Origin of the sequence: Pediococcus sp. EKM201D (assembly GCF_011800215.1) — a bacterium.
In the GTDB taxonomy this organism is placed as follows: Bacteria; Bacillota; Bacilli; order Lactobacillales; family Lactobacillaceae; genus Pediococcus; species Pediococcus pentosaceus.
Map to the genome: position 1 here is coordinate 28,501 of NZ_JAALFK010000005.1, position 18,867 is coordinate 47,367.

General features: G+C 36.8%; 16 protein-coding genes. 2 read left to right on the forward strand and 14 right to left on the reverse strand.

Annotated elements, in window-relative coordinates; genetic code table 11:
* Window positions 1-160: 160 nt before the first annotated feature.
* From HFC68_RS07640 to HFC68_RS07650, 3 genes are read right to left on the reverse strand one after another with little or no spacing between them, the layout of a single operon-like run.
* Window positions 161-1,621, reverse strand: coding sequence for a UDP-glucose--hexose-1-phosphate uridylyltransferase (locus HFC68_RS07640; protein ID WP_011672926.1), 1,461 nt, complete (start codon window positions 1,619-1,621; stop codon window positions 161-163).
* Window positions 1,621-2,625, reverse strand: coding sequence for a UDP-glucose 4-epimerase GalE (galE, locus tag HFC68_RS07645; protein WP_011672925.1), 1,005 nt, complete (start codon window positions 2,623-2,625; stop codon window positions 1,621-1,623). The genes HFC68_RS07640 and galE overlap by 1 nt, the downstream gene beginning before the upstream one ends.
* Before the next feature lie 56 nt (window positions 2,626-2,681).
* The gene (locus HFC68_RS07650) at window positions 2,682-3,845 is read right to left on the reverse strand and encodes a galactokinase (RefSeq protein ID WP_011672924.1); all 1,164 of its coding nucleotides are present in this window, start codon (window positions 3,843-3,845) and stop codon (window positions 2,682-2,684) included.
* Window positions 3,846-4,125: 280 nt separating this feature from the next.
* Between HFC68_RS07650 and HFC68_RS07655 the strand changes: the two genes are divergently transcribed.
* The gene (locus tag HFC68_RS07655; protein ID WP_011672923.1) at window positions 4,126-6,006 is read left to right on the forward strand and encodes a glycoside hydrolase family 2 TIM barrel-domain containing protein; all 1,881 of its coding nucleotides are present in this window, start codon (window positions 4,126-4,128) and stop codon (window positions 6,004-6,006) included.
* A complete protein-coding gene (locus tag HFC68_RS07660) occupies window positions 5,990-6,949 on the forward strand; it encodes a beta-galactosidase small subunit (RefSeq protein WP_011672922.1) in 960 nt (319 codons plus the stop codon). Before HFC68_RS07655 ends, HFC68_RS07660 begins: the two co-directional genes overlap by 17 nt.
* Window positions 6,950-7,056: 107 nt before the next feature.
* Here the strand turns inward: HFC68_RS07660 and HFC68_RS07665 are convergent, their stop codons facing one another.
* From HFC68_RS07665 to HFC68_RS07710, 11 genes are all read right to left on the reverse strand, one after another.
* Window positions 7,057-9,003 carry a PTS sugar transporter subunit IIA gene (locus HFC68_RS07665; RefSeq protein WP_167399761.1) on the reverse strand — a complete coding sequence of 649 codons (1,947 nt, stop codon included), beginning with the start codon at window positions 9,001-9,003 and terminating at the stop codon, window positions 7,057-7,059.
* A 290-nt stretch (window positions 9,004-9,293) separates the two neighbouring features.
* Window positions 9,294-10,322 (reverse strand): aldose epimerase family protein, encoded by a 1,029-nt coding sequence (locus tag HFC68_RS07670; RefSeq protein ID WP_011672920.1) that lies wholly within the window; start codon window positions 10,320-10,322, stop codon window positions 9,294-9,296.
* 147 nt (window positions 10,323-10,469) lie between these two features.
* Window positions 10,470-11,465, reverse strand: coding sequence for a LacI family DNA-binding transcriptional regulator (locus tag HFC68_RS07675; RefSeq protein WP_011672919.1), 996 nt, complete (start codon window positions 11,463-11,465; stop codon window positions 10,470-10,472).
* Window positions 11,466-11,658: 193 nt separating this feature from the next.
* Entirely contained in the window at window positions 11,659-12,114 is a 456-nt protein-coding gene (locus HFC68_RS07680; protein ID WP_233418264.1) for an HAD family phosphatase, read from the reverse strand.
* On the reverse strand, window positions 12,077-12,286 hold the full coding sequence (locus HFC68_RS09365; protein ID WP_256677786.1) for an HAD hydrolase-like protein: 210 nt from the start codon (window positions 12,284-12,286) through the stop codon (window positions 12,077-12,079). Before HFC68_RS09365 ends, HFC68_RS07680 begins: the two co-directional genes overlap by 38 nt.
* Window positions 12,287-12,348: 62 nt before the next feature.
* Window positions 12,349-13,326 carry an SIS domain-containing protein gene (locus HFC68_RS07685; protein WP_041526949.1) on the reverse strand — a complete coding sequence of 326 codons (978 nt, stop codon included), beginning with the start codon at window positions 13,324-13,326 and terminating at the stop codon, window positions 12,349-12,351.
* A 49-nt stretch (window positions 13,327-13,375) separates the two neighbouring features.
* Complete coding sequence (locus HFC68_RS07690) at window positions 13,376-14,209, reverse strand: PTS system mannose/fructose/sorbose family transporter subunit IID (RefSeq protein ID WP_011672918.1); 834 nt, start codon at window positions 14,207-14,209, stop codon at window positions 13,376-13,378.
* 14 nt (window positions 14,210-14,223) lie between these two features.
* Window positions 14,224-15,009 (reverse strand): PTS sugar transporter subunit IIC, encoded by a 786-nt coding sequence (locus HFC68_RS07695; RefSeq protein ID WP_060743803.1) that lies wholly within the window; start codon window positions 15,007-15,009, stop codon window positions 14,224-14,226.
* A gap of 22 nt (window positions 15,010-15,031) precedes the next feature.
* Window positions 15,032-15,502, reverse strand: a complete 471-nt coding sequence (locus HFC68_RS07700; RefSeq protein ID WP_167399762.1) for a PTS sugar transporter subunit IIB — start codon at window positions 15,500-15,502, stop codon at window positions 15,032-15,034.
* Window positions 15,503-15,504: 2 nt separating this feature from the next.
* Entirely contained in the window at window positions 15,505-15,906 is a 402-nt protein-coding gene (locus tag HFC68_RS07705; protein ID WP_023439887.1) for a PTS sugar transporter subunit IIA, read from the reverse strand.
* Window positions 15,907-16,004: 98 nt separating this feature from the next.
* Window positions 16,005-18,746 (reverse strand): sigma 54-interacting transcriptional regulator, encoded by a 2,742-nt coding sequence (locus tag HFC68_RS07710; RefSeq protein WP_011672916.1) that lies wholly within the window; start codon window positions 18,744-18,746, stop codon window positions 16,005-16,007.
* Window positions 18,747-18,867: the final 121 nt, after the last annotated feature.

The window sequence follows — 18,867 nt, forward strand, 5'->3', positions numbered from 1 at the left end:
GCATTCCTACTAATTTGCTTCGTTTTTATTATAAAGGACTCCCGATAAAGCACCAGTGAAATTTAAAATAAAAATACGACCCACCTAGGATTATCCATCTTAGGTGAATCGTATTTAATAACTAATAATTCTTACAGGTTTAAACGAGCTTAAAATCTTACTAATTAATGGCTGAGATAAAGCGCGCAAATGCGGCTTCACCAGCGTCATCCCATTTAAAGACTCCTGCATCAGCTAAAACTCGCGCAAAAACATTTCCAACCGCAGCATTTACCACGGCAGTAACATTTTCTGCGGTAATTGAATTCGTTGCCTTCAATTGATCCGCCCAAGCTTGATGCATTTCTGCCATTTGGTTAGTTTGACCCAATAGGTACTTTTCTACTTCTACCAATTCTGTCTTTAACCGAGCTGGTAAAATCGCTCTTCCCATTACTTCAATCAAACCAATGTTTTCTTTTTTGATGTGTTGAACATCTTGATGGGGATGGAAAATACCATCTGGAAATTCGGCTGAGGTTTGATTATCTCGGAGTACTACATCCAAAACATAGTTTTCTCCATCCTTGTACGCAATCGGCGTCGTCGTATGATGACGTGTTCCGTCCGTGAACGCTCTTACATCAACACTTTCATCAGAATAGTTCATCCACGCATCATGAATTTTAACAGCAGCATCCGTCAATGCCACCACATCACTACCAACTAACCGAATTGTTGACATTGGCCATTTCACAATTCCAGCTTCCACACCTGCTACTCCTAAATCAATCGTTCTAGCAATGGGAGCCTTCATCATTGGAAATACATGACGTCCGCCTTGGTAATGTTCGTGTGATAACATCGAACCTCCTACAATGGGTAAGTCGGCGTTACTCCCTACAAAGTAGTGCGGTAACTGTTTAACAATTTCAAGTAAATTGGTAAACGTCTGACGATTAATCACCATAGGGCGGTGAATTTGGTCTAAGAAAATAGAATGTTCATTGAAATATGCGTATGGTGAATATTGGAAGCCCCAAGTTTCACCACCCAAGGTCATCCGAATAATTCGATGGTTGCTACGTGATGGGTAACCCAAACGTCCTAAATAACCTTCATTTTGCATGCATAATTGGCATAATGGATAACCATCCTGAGGTTGATTACGAGCAGCTGCAATTGCTTTAGGATCTTTTTCTGGTTTAGAAAGATTAATGGTAATTTCAAGTTCACCAAAATCAGTTTCCGCTGGAAAAGATACATTCTTAGCAATGGCCCGTGTTTTAATATAGTCATTAGTTTTACTTAAATTAAAGAAATAATCCGTCGCTGCTTTAGGGCTAACTTGATACTTATCCCAAAAACGTTGATTTAAAATAGAAGGTAATGGCGTAACTAAATCCATTAATTGATCTGCCAAAATGCTTCGGTCTGATTGAGCATCTTCAATTTTACCGTTTTGAACCGCAGTTTTAACTAAGGCATCTACTAAGCTAGTCACTTGCTCATCGGTAGCTTCAACCGGTTGATCTTCACCCACTAAACCTAAAATCCGATTATGCACATAAATTCGGTCTAAATTGGTGTATGGTGATGGCGAATCGATTACAACTTGGACAAATTGTTCTAAGCTACTCATTAGGCTTGTCCTCCTCGGTCATCGTATCCAGCTGGATGGTTGACTTTCCAATTCCAAGCAGTTTTGATAATTTCCTTAACATCATCATATTGAGGTTGCCAACCTAAAATTTCACGTGCTTTATCACTCGCTGCGATTAAAGTACTAGGGTCGCCAGCTCGTCTTGGTGCCATAACAGCTGGAATTTCCTTTCCTGTCACTTCCCGAGCAGCTTCTAACATTTGACGATTGGAGAAGCCTGTTGAAGATCCGAGATTGAATGCGTTACTATCATGACCTTGTTTGAGATATTCTAGAGCTAAAATATGAGCATCAGCCAAATCAACGACGTGGACGTAATCGCGTACATTAGTACCATCAGCAGTAGGATAGTCATCCCCAAAAATTTGCAACTGATCCCGTTCACCAGCAGCCACTTGTAAGATAATAGGTACTAAGTGTGTTTCTGGTTGATGATCTTCCCCAATACTGCCATCTGGTTTGGCACCAGCAACGTTAAAGTAGCGCAAAGCCACAAACTTAATGCCATCAGCCACATCTGACCAATGCATGATTTTTTCCATTGCTAACTTACTTTCACCATATGGATTAGTTGGAACTTGTGGATCAGATTCTTGAATTGGCACCCGTTCTGGTTCGCCATAAGTAGCCGCTGTAGATGAAAATACAATCCGTTTCACATCATGTTTAGCCATTACTTCAAGAAGTTTAACCATCCCAGCAGTATTATTATCAAAATACTTCAAAGGATTTTTCATTGATTCAGGGACCACGGAAAACGCAGCAAAATGAATTACCCCTTCTACGTTTTCTTTGGTGAAGACTGAATCCATAAATTCAGCATCTCGTACATCACCTTCGTAAAAACGAGCTTGCTGGTTTACGGCTGCGCGGTGTCCAGTAACCAAGTTATCAACAACCGCTACATCGTAACCTTTCGTAATTAATCGATCAACTGCATGGGAGCCGATATAACCGGCACCACCTAAAACTAAGACCGCCATTCTAATTCCTCCTCAATCTCTCAATGCGTATTACTATTTAAAAATTTTCACTAATATTAAAGTTCTTTAGGTCCATCAGCAATTTCAGCAATATAGAAATCAGCATCATAACCAATTGTATCGCGATAAACTTTACCAACATTTTCCTTGAAAGCTTCAACTTGGTCTTTTTCAACAATTGCGATTCCACAACCACCAAAACCAGCACCAGTCATTCGAGCACCTAATACACCAGGTTGTTTCCAAGCTGTTTCAGCTAAAGTGTCTAATTCCTTACCCGTTACTTCATAATCAAAGTGTAATGAAACGTGTGAAGCAGTAACTAATTCACCAAAAGTTGTTAAGTCGTCATCTGCCAAAGCCTTAGTTGCCTTGATGGTTCTTTGATTTTCAAAAACAGCGTGACGTGCGCGTTTAATTAAAGTTTCATCATTAATTAAGTAAGCTGCTTCATCAAATTCATCATTAGTTAAATCACCTAAAGTCTTGATGTCTAACTTAGTTTGTAAACGACGCAATGCTTCTTCACATTCAGAACGACGTTCATTATATTTAGAATCTGCGAGTTCACGACGTTTATTAGTATTCATAATTACAATGACGTGATTGCCTAATTTAACCGGAGCATAAGAATAATCAAGTGTGTTAGTATCCAGCAAGATTGCTTGATCTTTCTTACCCATTCCGACCGCGAATTGGTCCATGATACCAGAGTTAACACCGACATAGTTGTTTTCACACTTCTGGCCAATCTTAACTAGATCTAATTGACTAACGCCTAAATCAAAGGCCGCGTTTAAAACTGCTCCGGTTAATAATTCAATTGAAGCTGAAGAAGATAAGCCCGCACCATCTGGCATATTTCCGTGAACGTAGAGATCGAAGCCATGGTCAAACTTAACTCCTGTTTTGACTAATTCATTCATCATTCCTTTAGGATAATTAGTCCAATCTGCAGCCTTATCGTAATCCAAAGCATTGACATCAAAACTAACAACTCCAGCATCTGGAATATTAGCTGAGTACATTCTTACCGTATTATCGGTACGAGGAGCATAAACTCCGTAAGTTCCGATTGTAATTGCACATGGGAATACGTGACCACCATTGTAATCTGTGTGTTCACCAATTAAATTGATTCGTCCAGGTGAAAAGAAAACCCTTTCAGGATTGGTGTCGAAAATTTCGGAAAATTCTTTTTTTAAGTCGTTTGCGTTCATGATGTGTCTCCTCCATAATTTTACTAAAATTTTATTAACTTGAATATATAGCTTTTACCATCACTTGTCAATACCTCTTTAATCCATTTACAACAAAAATGGTAGCGCTTCATTAAAAAACACTAGTGTTATAGATTTAGGGTTGCTTACAGCTTACTAAATCCTCCAAAAACATTAATTTTGGTTAAATTTTAACTAAAACAACGTATACAAATTTAGGGTTATGTTCTATTATTTCATTGTAAGCGTTTTATATTTTGGTTACGAAAGGAGTTTTATTATGCAAGCAAATCTTCAGTGGCTTGATGATCCTGAAGTTTTTCGAGTCAATCAACTACCTGCCCATAGCGACCACCATTACTATCGTGATTTAGACGAAATCCGTACAGGTAGCAGCTTTATTAAAAGTCTCAACGGTCCTTGGCGTTTTCACTTTGCGTCCACCCCGTCTGAACGTCCGCTCCATTTTTATTCACCTGATTTTGATAGTGCTGATTTTGATACGATCCAAGTACCAGGGCATATCGAATTAGCAGGCTACAGTCAAATTCAATATATCAACACTCTCTACCCTTGGGAAGGAAAAATTTATCGTCGTCCCCCTTACACACTTAATCAAGACCAATTAGAAGTTGGATTATTTAGCGATGCTGCTGATAACAGTGTCGGCTCTTATTTAAAACACTTTGACCTTGATGATTCATTTAAAAATCAGCGAGTTATCATTCAATTTCAAGGAGTTGAAGAAGCATTATACGTTTGGTTGAATGGCCATTTTATTGGTTATGCTGAAGATAGCTTCACTCCTTCAGAATTTGATTTAACCCCTTATCTTCAAGACCAAGATAATCTTTTAGCTGTACAGGTTTATAAAAGAAGTACGGCAGCCTTTATTGAAGATCAAGATATGTACCGCTTTTCTGGTATTTTTCGTGATGTTAATCTCCTCGCTCTTCCGGCCGCCCATGTTGTGGATTTAGACATCAAACCGGAGGTAAAAGATGATTTTGAGCGCGGTACCTTGGCAGTTACTGCTGACGTTTCTGGTACTGATGCTATCTTAGAACTAACCGTTACGGATCAAAATAAACAGGTAGTGGCCAGTCAGACCCAAAGCGGAACGGGTAAGGTCCTGTTTGATTCCATGCCGTTTGATAATTTGAAACTATGGTCACCAACAAACCCCACCTTGTATCAGTTGTTGATTAAAGTCTACAACAATCAGCATCAGCTCTTGGAAGTCGTTCCTTATCAATTTGGTTTTCGGCGAGTGGAATTACGTGAGGATAAAGTCATTTACGTTAATAACCAACGTTTGATTCTCAACGGGGTTAATCGCCACGAGTGGAATGCACATAGTGGGCGTGTCATCACCATGCAAGATATGCAGAACGATATTCAGACAATGCTTGATAATAATATCAACGCTGTTCGAACTTGCCATTATCCTGATCAACTACCGTGGTACGAACTATGCGATCAAGCCGGTCTTTACGTTATGGCTGAAAATAACCTAGAATCTCATGGTTCATGGCAAAAAATGGGGGCTGTTGAACCTTCCTATAACGTTCCTGGGGATAATCCTCATTGGTTAGCAGCAGTCGTTGATCGGGCTCGTTCCAACTATGAATGGTTCAAAAACCACCCATCCATCATTTTCTGGTCATTAGGCAACGAATCCTTTGCTGGTGAAGATATTGCGGCTATGCAAACTTTCTATAAAGAACATGACGCATCTCGACTGGTTCATTATGAAGGTGTCGTTCGTACTCCAGAATTACGCGATCGTATTTCTGATGTAGAAAGCCGTATGTACGAAACTCCAGCTAACATCGCTAGCTATCTAGAAAATAATCCCGATAAACCTTTCTTAAACTGTGAATATATGCATGATATGGGAAACTCTTTAGGGGGCATGCAATCGTATAATGATTTAATTGATAAATACCCAATGTATCAAGGTGGCTTCATTTGGGACTTCATTGATCAAGCTCTGTTAGTTCATGATCCAATCACCCAGCAAGACGTCCTACGATACGGTGGTGATTTCGATGAACGCCATTCCGACTATGAGTTTTCTGGTGATGGATTACTATTTGCTGATCGAACCCCTAAACCAGCAATGCAGGAGGTGAAATACTATTATGGATTACACAAATAATCAATTACACGTCATATATGGCGATGCCAGTTTAGGATTAGAAGGTCCTAACTTTCACTACCTTTTTAGTTACGAACGAGGCGGGCTTGAATCTTTAGTGGTTAACCAAAAAGAGTGGCTCTACCGCACACCAACTCCGCTATTTTGGCGAGCAACTACTGATAATGATCATGGAAATGGTTTTGATGTTAAAGCTGCACAATGGTACGCAGCCGATCGATTCACAACTTGCCAAAAGATTGACTTAACAGTGGATGGGCAACTCGTTCAACCGCTTCCTATTGCTCCCCTTAATAATCGCTATACCAACCATGAAATGGCAAATCAAGTGGCGTTAACCTACCATTTCGTTACTCCGACGGTGCCAAGCACTTCGGTAAGCATTACCTATACGGTTGCTAGTGATGGTAATATTAAGATCATGACCCATTTTGCAGGACGTGAAGGTTTACCTGAGCTACCAGCATTTGGACTACGTTTCATTATGCCCACGACCGCTACCGGTTTTGACTACCAAGGACTTTCTGGGGAAACTTATCCCGATCGTCTAGCAGGGGCAACTCAAGGTCAATTCCACGTTGACGGATTACCAGTGACTCCCTATCTTGTTCCTCAAGAATGTGGCATGCACATGCAAACCAGTCAACTAACGGTAACTCGTTCGACTACTCAAAATAACGCCGATCAAAGCAAGCAACCTTTTAGCCTTACTTTCAGCCAGGCAGATCAGCCGTTTGCTTTCAGTTGTTTACCATATACTGCTGCAGAGCTTGAACAAGCCACTCATCTTGAAGAACTACCATTACCAAGACGAACCGTGCTTTCGATCTACGGGGCGGTTCGCGGTGTCGGTGGAATCGATAGTTGGGGAGCAGATGTTGAAGCAAAATACCACATCCCTGCTAACCAAGATTTAGATTTCAGTTTTAATATTCATTTCTAAGATAAAGCCGATGCTGGAAAGATTTAAATTCTCCAACATCGGCTTTTAATATGCAAAAAAAGAACAATCAATGAATAAATCATTGATTGTCCTTTTAAAATCCAACTTTAATTAGATAATCCGGTATTGGATAACTTCAATACATCTTCGCTATCCTTAACGTCTTCACCCAGCTCTTTGAGATAATCAAATTCAGGCATATCCTTGTTGGTAATGACTACCATTACAGTATCATCAAGGCCTGCTTTTTTAATTGCAGGCTGCCAGAATTCAATTAATTCTCGTCCTTGTTTAACGTGATCGCCTTTTTCAACATATTGAACAAATCCCGTACCACGCATTTCAACGGTACCAATTCCGATATGAATCAAGGTTAAGACGCCTGTGTCAGAACGAAGTCCAATCGCATGGCGAGTTGGGAAAGTTGCTACAACTTCACCATCAAATGGAGCTAAAACTTGACCATCGGTAGGTTTAATTGCAAATCCTTTACCCATACTTCCACTCGCAAATGTCTCATCTGCAACGGTGTCTAAACTGATTAATTTTCCTGAAACCGGATTACGGTAAAGAGTTGTAATTCCGTCTTCTTTTTCAATTTCTGCAGGTGTTTCATCTGTTTCCAAATGTGTTGACCAAGTTTTTTCCAGCTCGTCAACGATTTCAGCATGCATTTTTTCGTCCAATTTAACCTTCTTGAAGAAGATGAAGGCTCCAATTAAAATCATAGCTGCTGGAACACCAAACATCATCAACTTGAAAATAGCTTGTCCGTGGGAAGTTACGTCCCCAGCAGTTGCTCCAGCGGTCATGCCAGCCCAAACGGCAGTTAAACCAACTACACCGTTTGAAATAGCTCCACCTAATTTATCAAGTAAAGGACGAACAGATAGAGTTAATGATTCGTCACGGTGACCAAATTTCAATTGTCCATATTCAACAGAATCACTTAAAACCATCAAAACAACTAAGAAGATAAGTGGTTGTGGAATGTAGAATAGTACGGCAGAAGTTAAGATCATTGGTAATGATTGTCCGGCAAGTGCAAACATAATCAAAGCAATGATCATGACTGAAATAGCTAAGAAGAATACTTTACGACGGCTAAACTTCTTTGCCAATGGTGGGAAGGCCAATACGGCGAACACCCCAATGATGGCGTTTAATGAACCAAGTAACGTAAATTTCGAAGCATCACCTAAAATGTAAGTGAAGTAGTAAAGTTCAAGTGAGTTAGTAATTGCCATACCGGCCGTATAAATTCCGTAAGTTAAAGATAACCACATTAATTGGTCGTTACGAGCCAATACTTTGAAAACTTGTTTGAAAGTTGTTTTTTCAGTATTTTTACGTAATTCAGAATCATTTTCTTTAGTTCCCATTGCTACAGCTAAAGCTGAAATCAAAGCAACCGCAGCGATGATAATCCCGAAGGCCATCCAACCACGATTATCACCTTGTCCGCTGTTCGCCTTGGTTGAAAACATCAAAACGATTGGCATAACGACTACACCAACGATATTTTGTCCAATATTAGAACCAACCCGAGCATAGGTAGCTGTTTTTTCACGTTCTGCTGAATCAAATGAAATCGCAGGAATCATTGACCAGAACCCAACATCTTTAAATGAATAGAAAATATCCATTGTAATATATAAAATAGCAAAAACAATTAAGTATAAAATTGGGTTAGATGTATTTAAACCACCTAAACTGGTAAATAAAAGTGCTAAAACAACTGAACCAATCGTTCCACCAGTAACAATCCAAGGCTTGAAATGACCCCAGCGTGAATTGGTATTATCAATCGCGTTACCAATTAGTGGATCAATTGCAAGTTCTACGAAACGTAACGCTGCAATGATCATCGTAATGTACGCGATCATTTTAGTTCCTTGAGCCCCACTACTCTTATCAAATAAATGGGAAGTCACGAACATAATAAAATAGGTCGATAATGTTGCATAAAACGCATCATGACCAAATGCACCAAATGAGTAAGCTAGTCGCGAAGTGATTTTACGACTTTTGCTTTGTTTAACTTCTGCATCCATAATCTATACCACATCTCCTTTAATTATCTATGCACTAAATGTAATCGTTTTCAGAGAGGATGTCAATGTTTTTTAGTAAAATTTGCTTAATTATTTTAGTAAATTAGTATTTAAACGACCTAGTCCGCTTCTCAGACCAATTTATCGTTGCCCATAGCCAACTATTCCAATCTTTTTTCGATTTTAATTTTGGTGTTTTAGGCCACTCGATGTAGTTTTACTACCTACTTTTTAAATTATTTAACCATTAAAAAAGCGCTCGGTTTTTACACCTTACGCTTAATTTAGATTTAGTTTAAACGTTCATATTGATAACGAATAGTATTTGTAACTGGCTTACCTGGACGTAAAACAATATCACCAAAATCAGAATGATTGATTGCATCAGGTAATGTTTGTGCCTCAGTAGCTAAAGCATTGTACTCATGAGCTGCTTCTTGGTCGGGATCAAATGGGTTCGCCGTGAATACAACTAGTCCGTTGCGATCTGAATAAAGCTTTACTCGACGTTTACCATCAGTATCACCTACCATTGCAATAGGAGTAGTTTCACTCGGATTAACTTCGTAAGCATCATCAAATTCAATCCCACCATTTTCAGCGTTTAACTGTTTCAAGGCGTCCTCAATAGGTTGTTCTTGATTAAAATCATAGGCGGTTGCTTTAACCGAAAGCTTCTTGCCAGTGGGAACTTTTTCTTCATCGAATTCAAGGTGAGCTGTACTGCTAATTTGCAACCATTGTTTAGCCAAACTTGTTCGATCATCCGTTGTATTCCAATAAACATGATTCGTTGGGTTAAAGAGCGTCGCAGCGTCCGTATCACCCATAAATGAAATCGAAACTTGATTTTGATTGTCTAGGGTAAATTTAATTTCTACATCAAGGTTTCCAGGGTAATTATCATCACTCGCCTTAATATGTTTCGATAAAATCACGCTAACTTGATCATCATCTTCACTAAATTTACCATCGAAATTTAAGGTATTAAAACCGTGGTCACCACCGTGCAATGAATGAGTTTGTTCGTTCATCTCAACTTGGTATTCTTGATCATCAATCTTAAATTTAGCTCCGCCGATTCGTCCAGCAACTCGCCCAATTGATTGACAAAGGCAATAGCCTACGCGTTGATAATCAGCCATGCTGTCAAGTCCCCAAATTAATGAGCGTTCCACCCCATCCTCATTAACTACGAATTCTTGCCATGTTCCTCCATAGCTCAAAACTGAAATTCTAGTTTGTTGGTCATTAACCAATGTATAACGTATGACATCCTGACCATCTATTTGATCAAATACTTCTTTTTTAGTTTCCAATATTATGACACCTCCGTATTAATTAAACCGTTTTCATTTTTAGTATACCAAATTTGGATGGGATTGAGTAAATATTTTAGTTAAAATAAAAAGACTCATAGTGGTTGGATAATTTAATCCGACCACTATGAGTCATTCACTTCTATTCTATTTCGTACTAGCTCGTTCTACCAACCTTGTACCCAGTTCCACACGTTGCGTGGTGGTGCGACCGGCCAAACGACTCATTACTAAATTGACTGCTGTGGCACCCATCAACTCCGTATCAACGTTGACTGCACTTAATTCAGGATAAACAAAAGTAGCTAATGAAGTATTGTTAAAACTGAATAACTTAACTCTGTCTGGTACTTTAATGCCATTCGTCTGAAGTGCTTTCAATGCCCCAGCTGCCATGGGATCATTGGCCACAAAAAACGCTTTAGGTAACTGATCTCCAAGCACATCAATTGCCTTTTGCATCATTTTAGAACCAGATTCGCTAGTATAATCACCCTCGAATACAAATTCCGGTTTAAAGGCGTTACGCTTTGTCATCGCGGCCTTAAATCCTAACATTCGACGATCTGTAACAGTTAATTGGTGATCTGTCGTCATTTCTAACCCATGGATAATCCCAATATCTTCAATCCCCTGTTGCCAGAAATAATCGACTACTTTTTCGGTGGCTAATTGAAAATCAGTTATCACACTGTCAAAGCCAGCTTCGAATTGATCATCGTCCACAAAAACTAAATTATCAGTAACGGCTGCAATTTCTTCAACTTGCGGTTTACTAAATTTTCCTACTGCTATTACTGCATCAACATTTGGACCTAATTCTTGTAAATTATTCTGAAAAATTCGTGTCACTTCGAATTGATTGTCTTGTCCACGTTGTTCAATTCCCATTCGAATCGACATATAATACAAGTCATCTTGTTCTTCAGTTTCTGAGTACCATTGAACAATTGCCAAGCGTTTTCTAGTTGTTAAATTATTATGTCGTTTACTTTTGGAATAGTGTAGGGCTTCGGCGGTTTTTAGGATTTTTTGTCTAGTTTCATCGCCAACTGAAAGAGACGCATCTTTATTCAGCACGCGTGATACGGTCGCTAACGATACGCCAACTTTATCCGCAATATCTTTTAATGTGGCTGCCATGAGCTGCCTCCTTTGAATTACTTAATTGTGCATAAATTCATTTTTCTATTAATGTACCTCGACTGGCACACAATCGTGATAGCACTCATGTAAAACTTTATCATTAAATATTGGAATTGGCGACAACAAAAGTCCCTTCTTTTAATAAAAAGTGAAGTATATTTTTACAAAATTTTGCTAAAAACTTATCCTCTTACGTCAGCAAGTTCATATTCATTATAATTTCACGCATATTACTCAGAATTTTATCCGCTCCAGTTTGGTCAATATTTGTTTTAATAGCCCATACTAACAAACCTGCTTTTTTAGCTGCTTCAATCCCAATAGGGCTATCCTCAATCACTACACATTTCTCTTTATCTACCCCACTCTCGTCAACAGCTTTTAAATAAATATCTGGAGCTGGTTTATTATTGGCAACCTCTTCTCCACTAAGAACTATGTCAAAATATTTTTTCAAATGACATTCAATCAGCATTCGTTCAATTTCGATTCTTTCTCCAGCCGATGCCAAAATCATTTTGATTTTATTACTTTGTAAAAAAGAAATCACCTTATATACATCCTTATCCACATAGTCTAAATAATCAATCACGTGACTTTTTGGTATTTTAAATATGTTTTTTAATGTTCGTGCGTTTTTTTTCATCTGCTACCAAGTGTTGCCAAACTTCTTTATTCGATGCACCTATGTAATCTTTTATATCAGTAGAGTCAGGCTTTACTCCTATTTTTTTAAAAAATTCCATTCTACGTTCAAAATAAAATTCTTCGGATTTAATCAATACACCATCCATATCAAATATTACCGCTTTATACATAAAATATCTGCCTCCTAATAAAAAAGATAGAGCACAATGCTCTATCATCAAAATTTTACTTTTTAGTAGTTTTCTAGTTTCCACATGTAACGACGCTGTGTTAGTGGATGCTGACGAGCTTCAGCCAGTTTTTCAGCGTATACCCGCATTACACCTGTAATTAACATAGGATTGAAGTAGTCAATAACATTGCTAGAAGCAATTGATGCAAGTCCATGATCTTTAGCATCAATAACCGTTAGCTTAGTATCAAAACGTTGTAAGAATGCCATTGCACGTGCATCTAAATGACGTGTATTACCATCGCTCATGAACAAAAGATATGGCGTGTCTTTGAGTGCTAATTCAAATGGGCCATGGAAGAACTCACCTGAATGAATAGTTGGTGAACTAATCCATTGCATTTCCATGAACAAGAAGGACGCTGTTGAATATGCAACATCAGCACTTGCACCACTACCTAGAACATAAATCGTATTTTCATCTTTGTACTTAGTAACAAATTCTTCTGCGGCTGGAGCTACCATATTAGCTTCTTGATTAATTAAATTAAATAATCCCTCAAATGCTTTTTGCGCATCTGCATAGTAATCATATCCTTCAAATTGATTTACAATTTCGATTGCTAGTTGTAGTGCAAGTGTCATTTTTTCGGTTTTATGTGCGTAATCTTCTTCAAAACCATGAACTAAGCTATATTCCGCCTCATTAATAATGGCTGAATTGGGTACATGGGATAATGTTACAACATGAGCACCTAGTTCACGAGCATGTTTTGTCGCTTCAACTGATTCAGGTGTACTTCCACCTAGTGAAGCTGTAATAACAATTGTATTTTCATTTACATCTTTAGGAGTGTCGTAGTTAAATTCGTTAGCTTGCATAATTGATGATAAAAGATGCTTACTTTCATGTGAAATAAAATAATAACCAGGGTATAAGTCAGCCATCGATGCACCACATCCTGTAAAAATCACTCGATTGATATTGCCGTTCTTTTTCTTAATATCTCCAATAATTGACTTTGGTGTAATGTTCATAATAAAATTCCTCCAGATAAATATTTTTTTAATTTTTAATACCAATATTTTAAGCAAAAATACCTAGCACACTAAATAACAATCCGCTCAATATACAAATTGTTAAAATCCAACCAGTCTTCACTTTTCTATGAAGAAGGTAATACATAAAGAAAGTCACAAGAAGTGGTATCATTTGAGGGAAAATAGTATCCAATGTTTTTTGTAAATTGAAAGTTTTTCCCATATGGATAGGTGTAGTAATACCAATCATGCTAGCTATCATTGAACCAATTACCATTAACCCTACAATTGTTACTAAATACATTGCCCGATCCATAATTCCTTGACTTGTCAGTTTCTTTAAGAAGCTATTTCCGGTCGTATATCCTAATTTTCCACCGTAATATGTGACTAAAGCCGCTGGAATAAATGAAATTAAAATTGCTAATAATGGTCCTAGAATACTACCTTGTCGAGCAAAATTGACTCCTAATCCAAAAGCAAGTACCTTTATTGTTCCTTGAAAAAATGAATCTCCAACTCCAGACAATGGACCCATCAGAGATGCTTTAACAGCATTAATAGAATCTGGATTAAACGTCGTTGGGTTCTTTGCATATTCTTCTTCCATTGAAGAGCTTAATCCCAACACAAATGCACTAGTCTGAGGAGTACAATTGTAAAATGCCAGATGACGTTTATACGCCTCTTTTTTCTTTCGTAACTCTTCTTCATTATTTACATCGTACAAACGATCAAGAGTCGGGGCTATTCCATACAAAAATCCTAGATTCATTTGTCCTTCGTAGTTCCACGATGCTTGAATTGCATACGATCTCCAGAAAAATGACCAATATTTTTTTCGCTGTTCTTGCTTTGTTAATTCTAAATTTTCAGCCATTATCAACTCACCTCCTAAAGTTCTTCTAAATCATCATCCAACTCATCATCACTTGATGCTTCTACTACATTATTTTTGGGTAAAATTTCATTCAATACGAGTACTAACAGCCCTGCAAAAATTGCCACACCTGTAACTGATAATCCTCCATAAGCTGTGATAAAGAATCCAATCAGTAGATAAACCACAGTTTTCTTAGAAACCATCGTTTGCATTAACAATGCAAATCCATATGCAGGAAGAATCTTACTTGCTAGGTTTAGTCCATCAGTAAGCCATGAGGGAATAGACTGAACAATATCTTTTACAACATCTGCACCAAAATAAATTGCTATAAATACTGGAACAAAGTACATTAATGAATATAAAATTGGTCCCCATAAAATATGAAATCTTCTCGCTTTAGCAAAATCACCATTTTCAATATCACTCTCAGCTCTATGAACAAATGTCGACATAAACATCCTTAAAAGAATTCCCACCATTTGTCCTAAAATAGCAACTGGTAGAGCAATTGTTAAAGCTGTTTGTGCATTTGTATGTGATAAAATTGCAAAAGCAGTGGCCATAACTGATCCTAAAACCAAATCTGGTGGTGCGGCTGCGCCAATATTTACGATACCCATAAATATTAATTCTAAAGATGCTCCAACAATTAATCCTTTAGTTAAGTCTCCTAGGGCTATTCCTACAAGTGCTCCCATTACTAATGGCTGCTCAAAATTTGTACGACCTAACATTCGAGAATCCATAACACCAAAAACACTTATTATCCCTAGTAATATCGCTTTTGTTAGCATTCATCTAACCTCCTTATTAAAACTAAATCAATGCGTCTAGACTTTCTCTTTTAGAGGTAGGAACTTGTTGCATAAATAATGTAATGCCTTGTTCTTTTAATCTTTGACTACTTCTTACTTCTTCATCATTCAGAAACACCGCATTACTGTAGCTTTTAGTATCTGGACGGTTTTTTACTCCTCCATAATTGACTTCCGTTATTCCATTTAAATCAGGAATAATTTCACCAGCTTGTAAAACGTCACCGAAAATTACCATAGTATTGCTTTTTAGTTTATTAATTTTTTCCATTCTCTCTTTTGCTTGAGTTACGCTAAAGACGCTTAATTTAATATCTGCCGGTTTAGATAATTTAAGAGACATTTTTTTAAAGTCATCTCCTGCAGCGTCATTATCAATCACAATGATACGTTCAATCCCTTGCGATTTTGTCCAAGCGAATATTACTTGTCCATGTAATAAGCGGTGATCAATTCGAACTACTTTAATCATTTTTATTCCTCCTTAATTGTCTGAATTACCTCGTTGACATTAATCAAACCCTTTCTTCCCTCTATAACCAAATTATTAATAGCTTCAAAATCAACGCGACCACAATAAGTTGCTAAAGATAAAACAAACGGTAAATTCATACCTGTAACAAGAAATACATCTGGATTTTTAAGTACCAATTCAGTCATTGCATTATTAACTGATCCACCCATCACATCAGTTACAATTATCAATTCCTCATCATTTCTATTTTGAATTTCTTTATTTATATCTGAAACAAAATCAATATTTTCCTCATCATACGCAGAATAAGCTTTAATGTTTGCTTGATCACCTACAATCATATTTAATGTATTTTTCATACCTTTGGCCAATTCTCCATGACTTGCCAAAATTATTTTCAATGTCGTTCACTCCCTTACTTTTCCTTACACCTATATAAAGCAAAAAGCGTGCCAAAAAAACAGGCACGCTTCTTTAAAACTATTAAAACTGTGTACTATCAAGCATTAGCACGGATAATATCAAAAATATATCCATACTCAGACTCTGGTATTTCGACACTATAAATCTTTTCAATCACACTAAAAGCTTCTTTTATCCATTTAAAAGTTTGTTTTGCATTAGTGTCGCCAATCACAGATAAATCATAAGTTGTAATTGGTTCATTTCTAATCAATCTTTCAATCAAACAACTAATGTGCACGTATAACGACATTCTTGTTACATTTCCAATTATTTGCTCACTTAAATCACTATATGATTTGATGGCTCGATCAATATTATCCATCACCAAATGAGCATCCAAAATAGTTATCGAATTAATTACCCTCTCTAATGAAAAATTATGAATTAATTGGTCATTAAAACTTAGTATTTGTTCATCTGTCATACATGCTTGTAATGCATCATTAAATTTATCTATTTCATTTCCAGAAATAACACTTTCTAAAGAAATATATGGAGCTTTAGGTAACCCTGGATCAATTGTTCCCACTACAGCTAAAATATTGTATAACTTGTTAAAAATAGCAATCTGCTCTTCGTCTTTCAAACGTTCTATTTCAAAAGCTTGAATATCACAATCTACTTCCTCCGGCATACTATCTAATAAAAGATTTTTCACATTATTAGCTGTTCCAATCCCCGTAAAACAACAAGTTATAATTAAATTCTTTTTTATTTCTTTAGGATAAATCACTTGGGTACTTGGAATAATTTTACTTCGAATATCGTCCATAATTTTATTGATATCTTTGCATTGCCGAATATCATCAGCTACCAACAATGCAGATTGTGTCGAAACATTATTCACAATCCCTATTGGAAAATCAACTTCATTATTAATAAACTCTTGAATCCCCTCAAGTGACCCCATATCTACCATTAAAATTAAACCATTATTAATCGACCGATTCTTTATGTAGCTATTTATCTTATTGCCTATTTCTTGAACATCAATATCTAACGGCATATCAATTGCATCTAACACATGCTCACCTAGCATATTATTAATCACGCTGGCAATACTACTAGCTGTCGAATATCCATGTGACAGAATAATACATCTAATATTTTGAGCATTGACTGCTTTCCTTACACTACGAAGGTACAAATGTACGAACAATTCATCTACAGTATCCATATAAAAATTCATTGCTTTATTTGTAATTAATTTCATATCGTTAATAATATTTTCTAATTCTAAATCCTCTTTTCGAAATGAGTCTATAATTTGAACAAGTATTTGTTCTTCGGAATTTTTAAGATGCCAATTAGAACGTTCACGATTATAAAAATAATATGACAAAACTAGCGCCGCATTTCCCATAAATTTAATATCCTGATTGCTTTCAATATTGACAATACGATCTGAAAAAATCTTTTTTAAAAATTCAATCGATACATCATTTCCATCAGAATCTTTTTTAAAAATTAAGTAGTCACATAATTGATTAATCTCATCAATTGCATTATTAACAAACGTCATACGATTATGTTTTTGACCATACTGCTTAATAATTTTTAAAATTGCTCTCTTGATCTCATCCGTATATGCTTGTGACTGCGAAATTAAATCATCAATCGCCATTTGAGGTAGTACACTTACAAATTGGTCACTGAAAGAAAGCAATTTTGAATTTTTAATATTTTGATCAATTACTGTCTTAGGAACGTCAGAAAGCAAGATATCAATTACGTTTTCTTTTTCAGATCTTTGTAAACTGTTAGCAACTGAAATTAAAACCGTATTTTTAAGTTGTCCAACATTTCCTAAATAACTTCCTGAGCTTAATATATTTAAAACAGAGGTATTAACCTGAATATTTCTCTCTATTCTTTGTGCTTGGGTTAAATAAAAGGACTTTACCAAATTTTCACGTTCCTGTCGCGGACGATCGTTCAATTCAGGAATTTCAACTTGAATCGGTATTCGACGAATAAAAGTATCTAAGAAGTGACTTTGGACATCTTCAGTTGTTGCAAAAACTAAGCGTACTTTTACAGAATGGGCCTTCTTTGTCTCTCCTAAAGGTGTAATCTTTCCATTATCCAGATAATTAAATAATTTTTCTTGTCCCTTAGCATCTAAGCGATGGATTTCATCCAAAAACAGCATCCCACCATCTGCCTCATCAAATAATCCTTTACTATCTTCACTAGCTCCAGTAAATGCTCCCTTACGATAGCCAAATAAATTGCTGGCAAGTAGTTCCGGATTATCGGCATACTCAGCACAATTCAGGTGAACGAAATTAGAACCTTCTGCGAGAAAGCCTTTATCAACACAATATTGATAAAAAACTTTAGCTAAAAAAGATTTACCAGTACCAGTAGAACCCGTAATTAATACTGGCAATCCAGTTCCAGGATAACCTGCCGCTGCCTTTAACCTTTCGATTGGCGTATAAAGTGACCCTTGAGAGCCGATAACTACGTCAAAAGGACTTATCTTTTTAGGATTTTCTAATTGTGCAGTTAGGTCTTTTAAACTTGCATACTCATGGTCGGTTAATTTTATTTCATAGCGCTCTTCTAGTTGTTTTCTATCCCAGAATAAAACTGGACGTGAATTAATTTTAATTGCTTGTCCCTCTTTGCAAAGCTCATTTAAATAAGCACTAATCGTATTTCGGCGCACACTAAAATGTTGACATAAACTTTCTGCAGATACTCCATTATTTTGCCAATCTTTATTGGCCGTTTCATCTTGCAGTAACTCCATAACACGTTCTTTAATCATCGACACTAACTCCTTCATCGCTTTTGAAAACGCTAACATAAACACTGTCAGTTTAATATAGTTTTTGTGTCGGAGCAATGCTTGAATTATTTTAAATGATTAAAATAAAAACCAGAAGTTA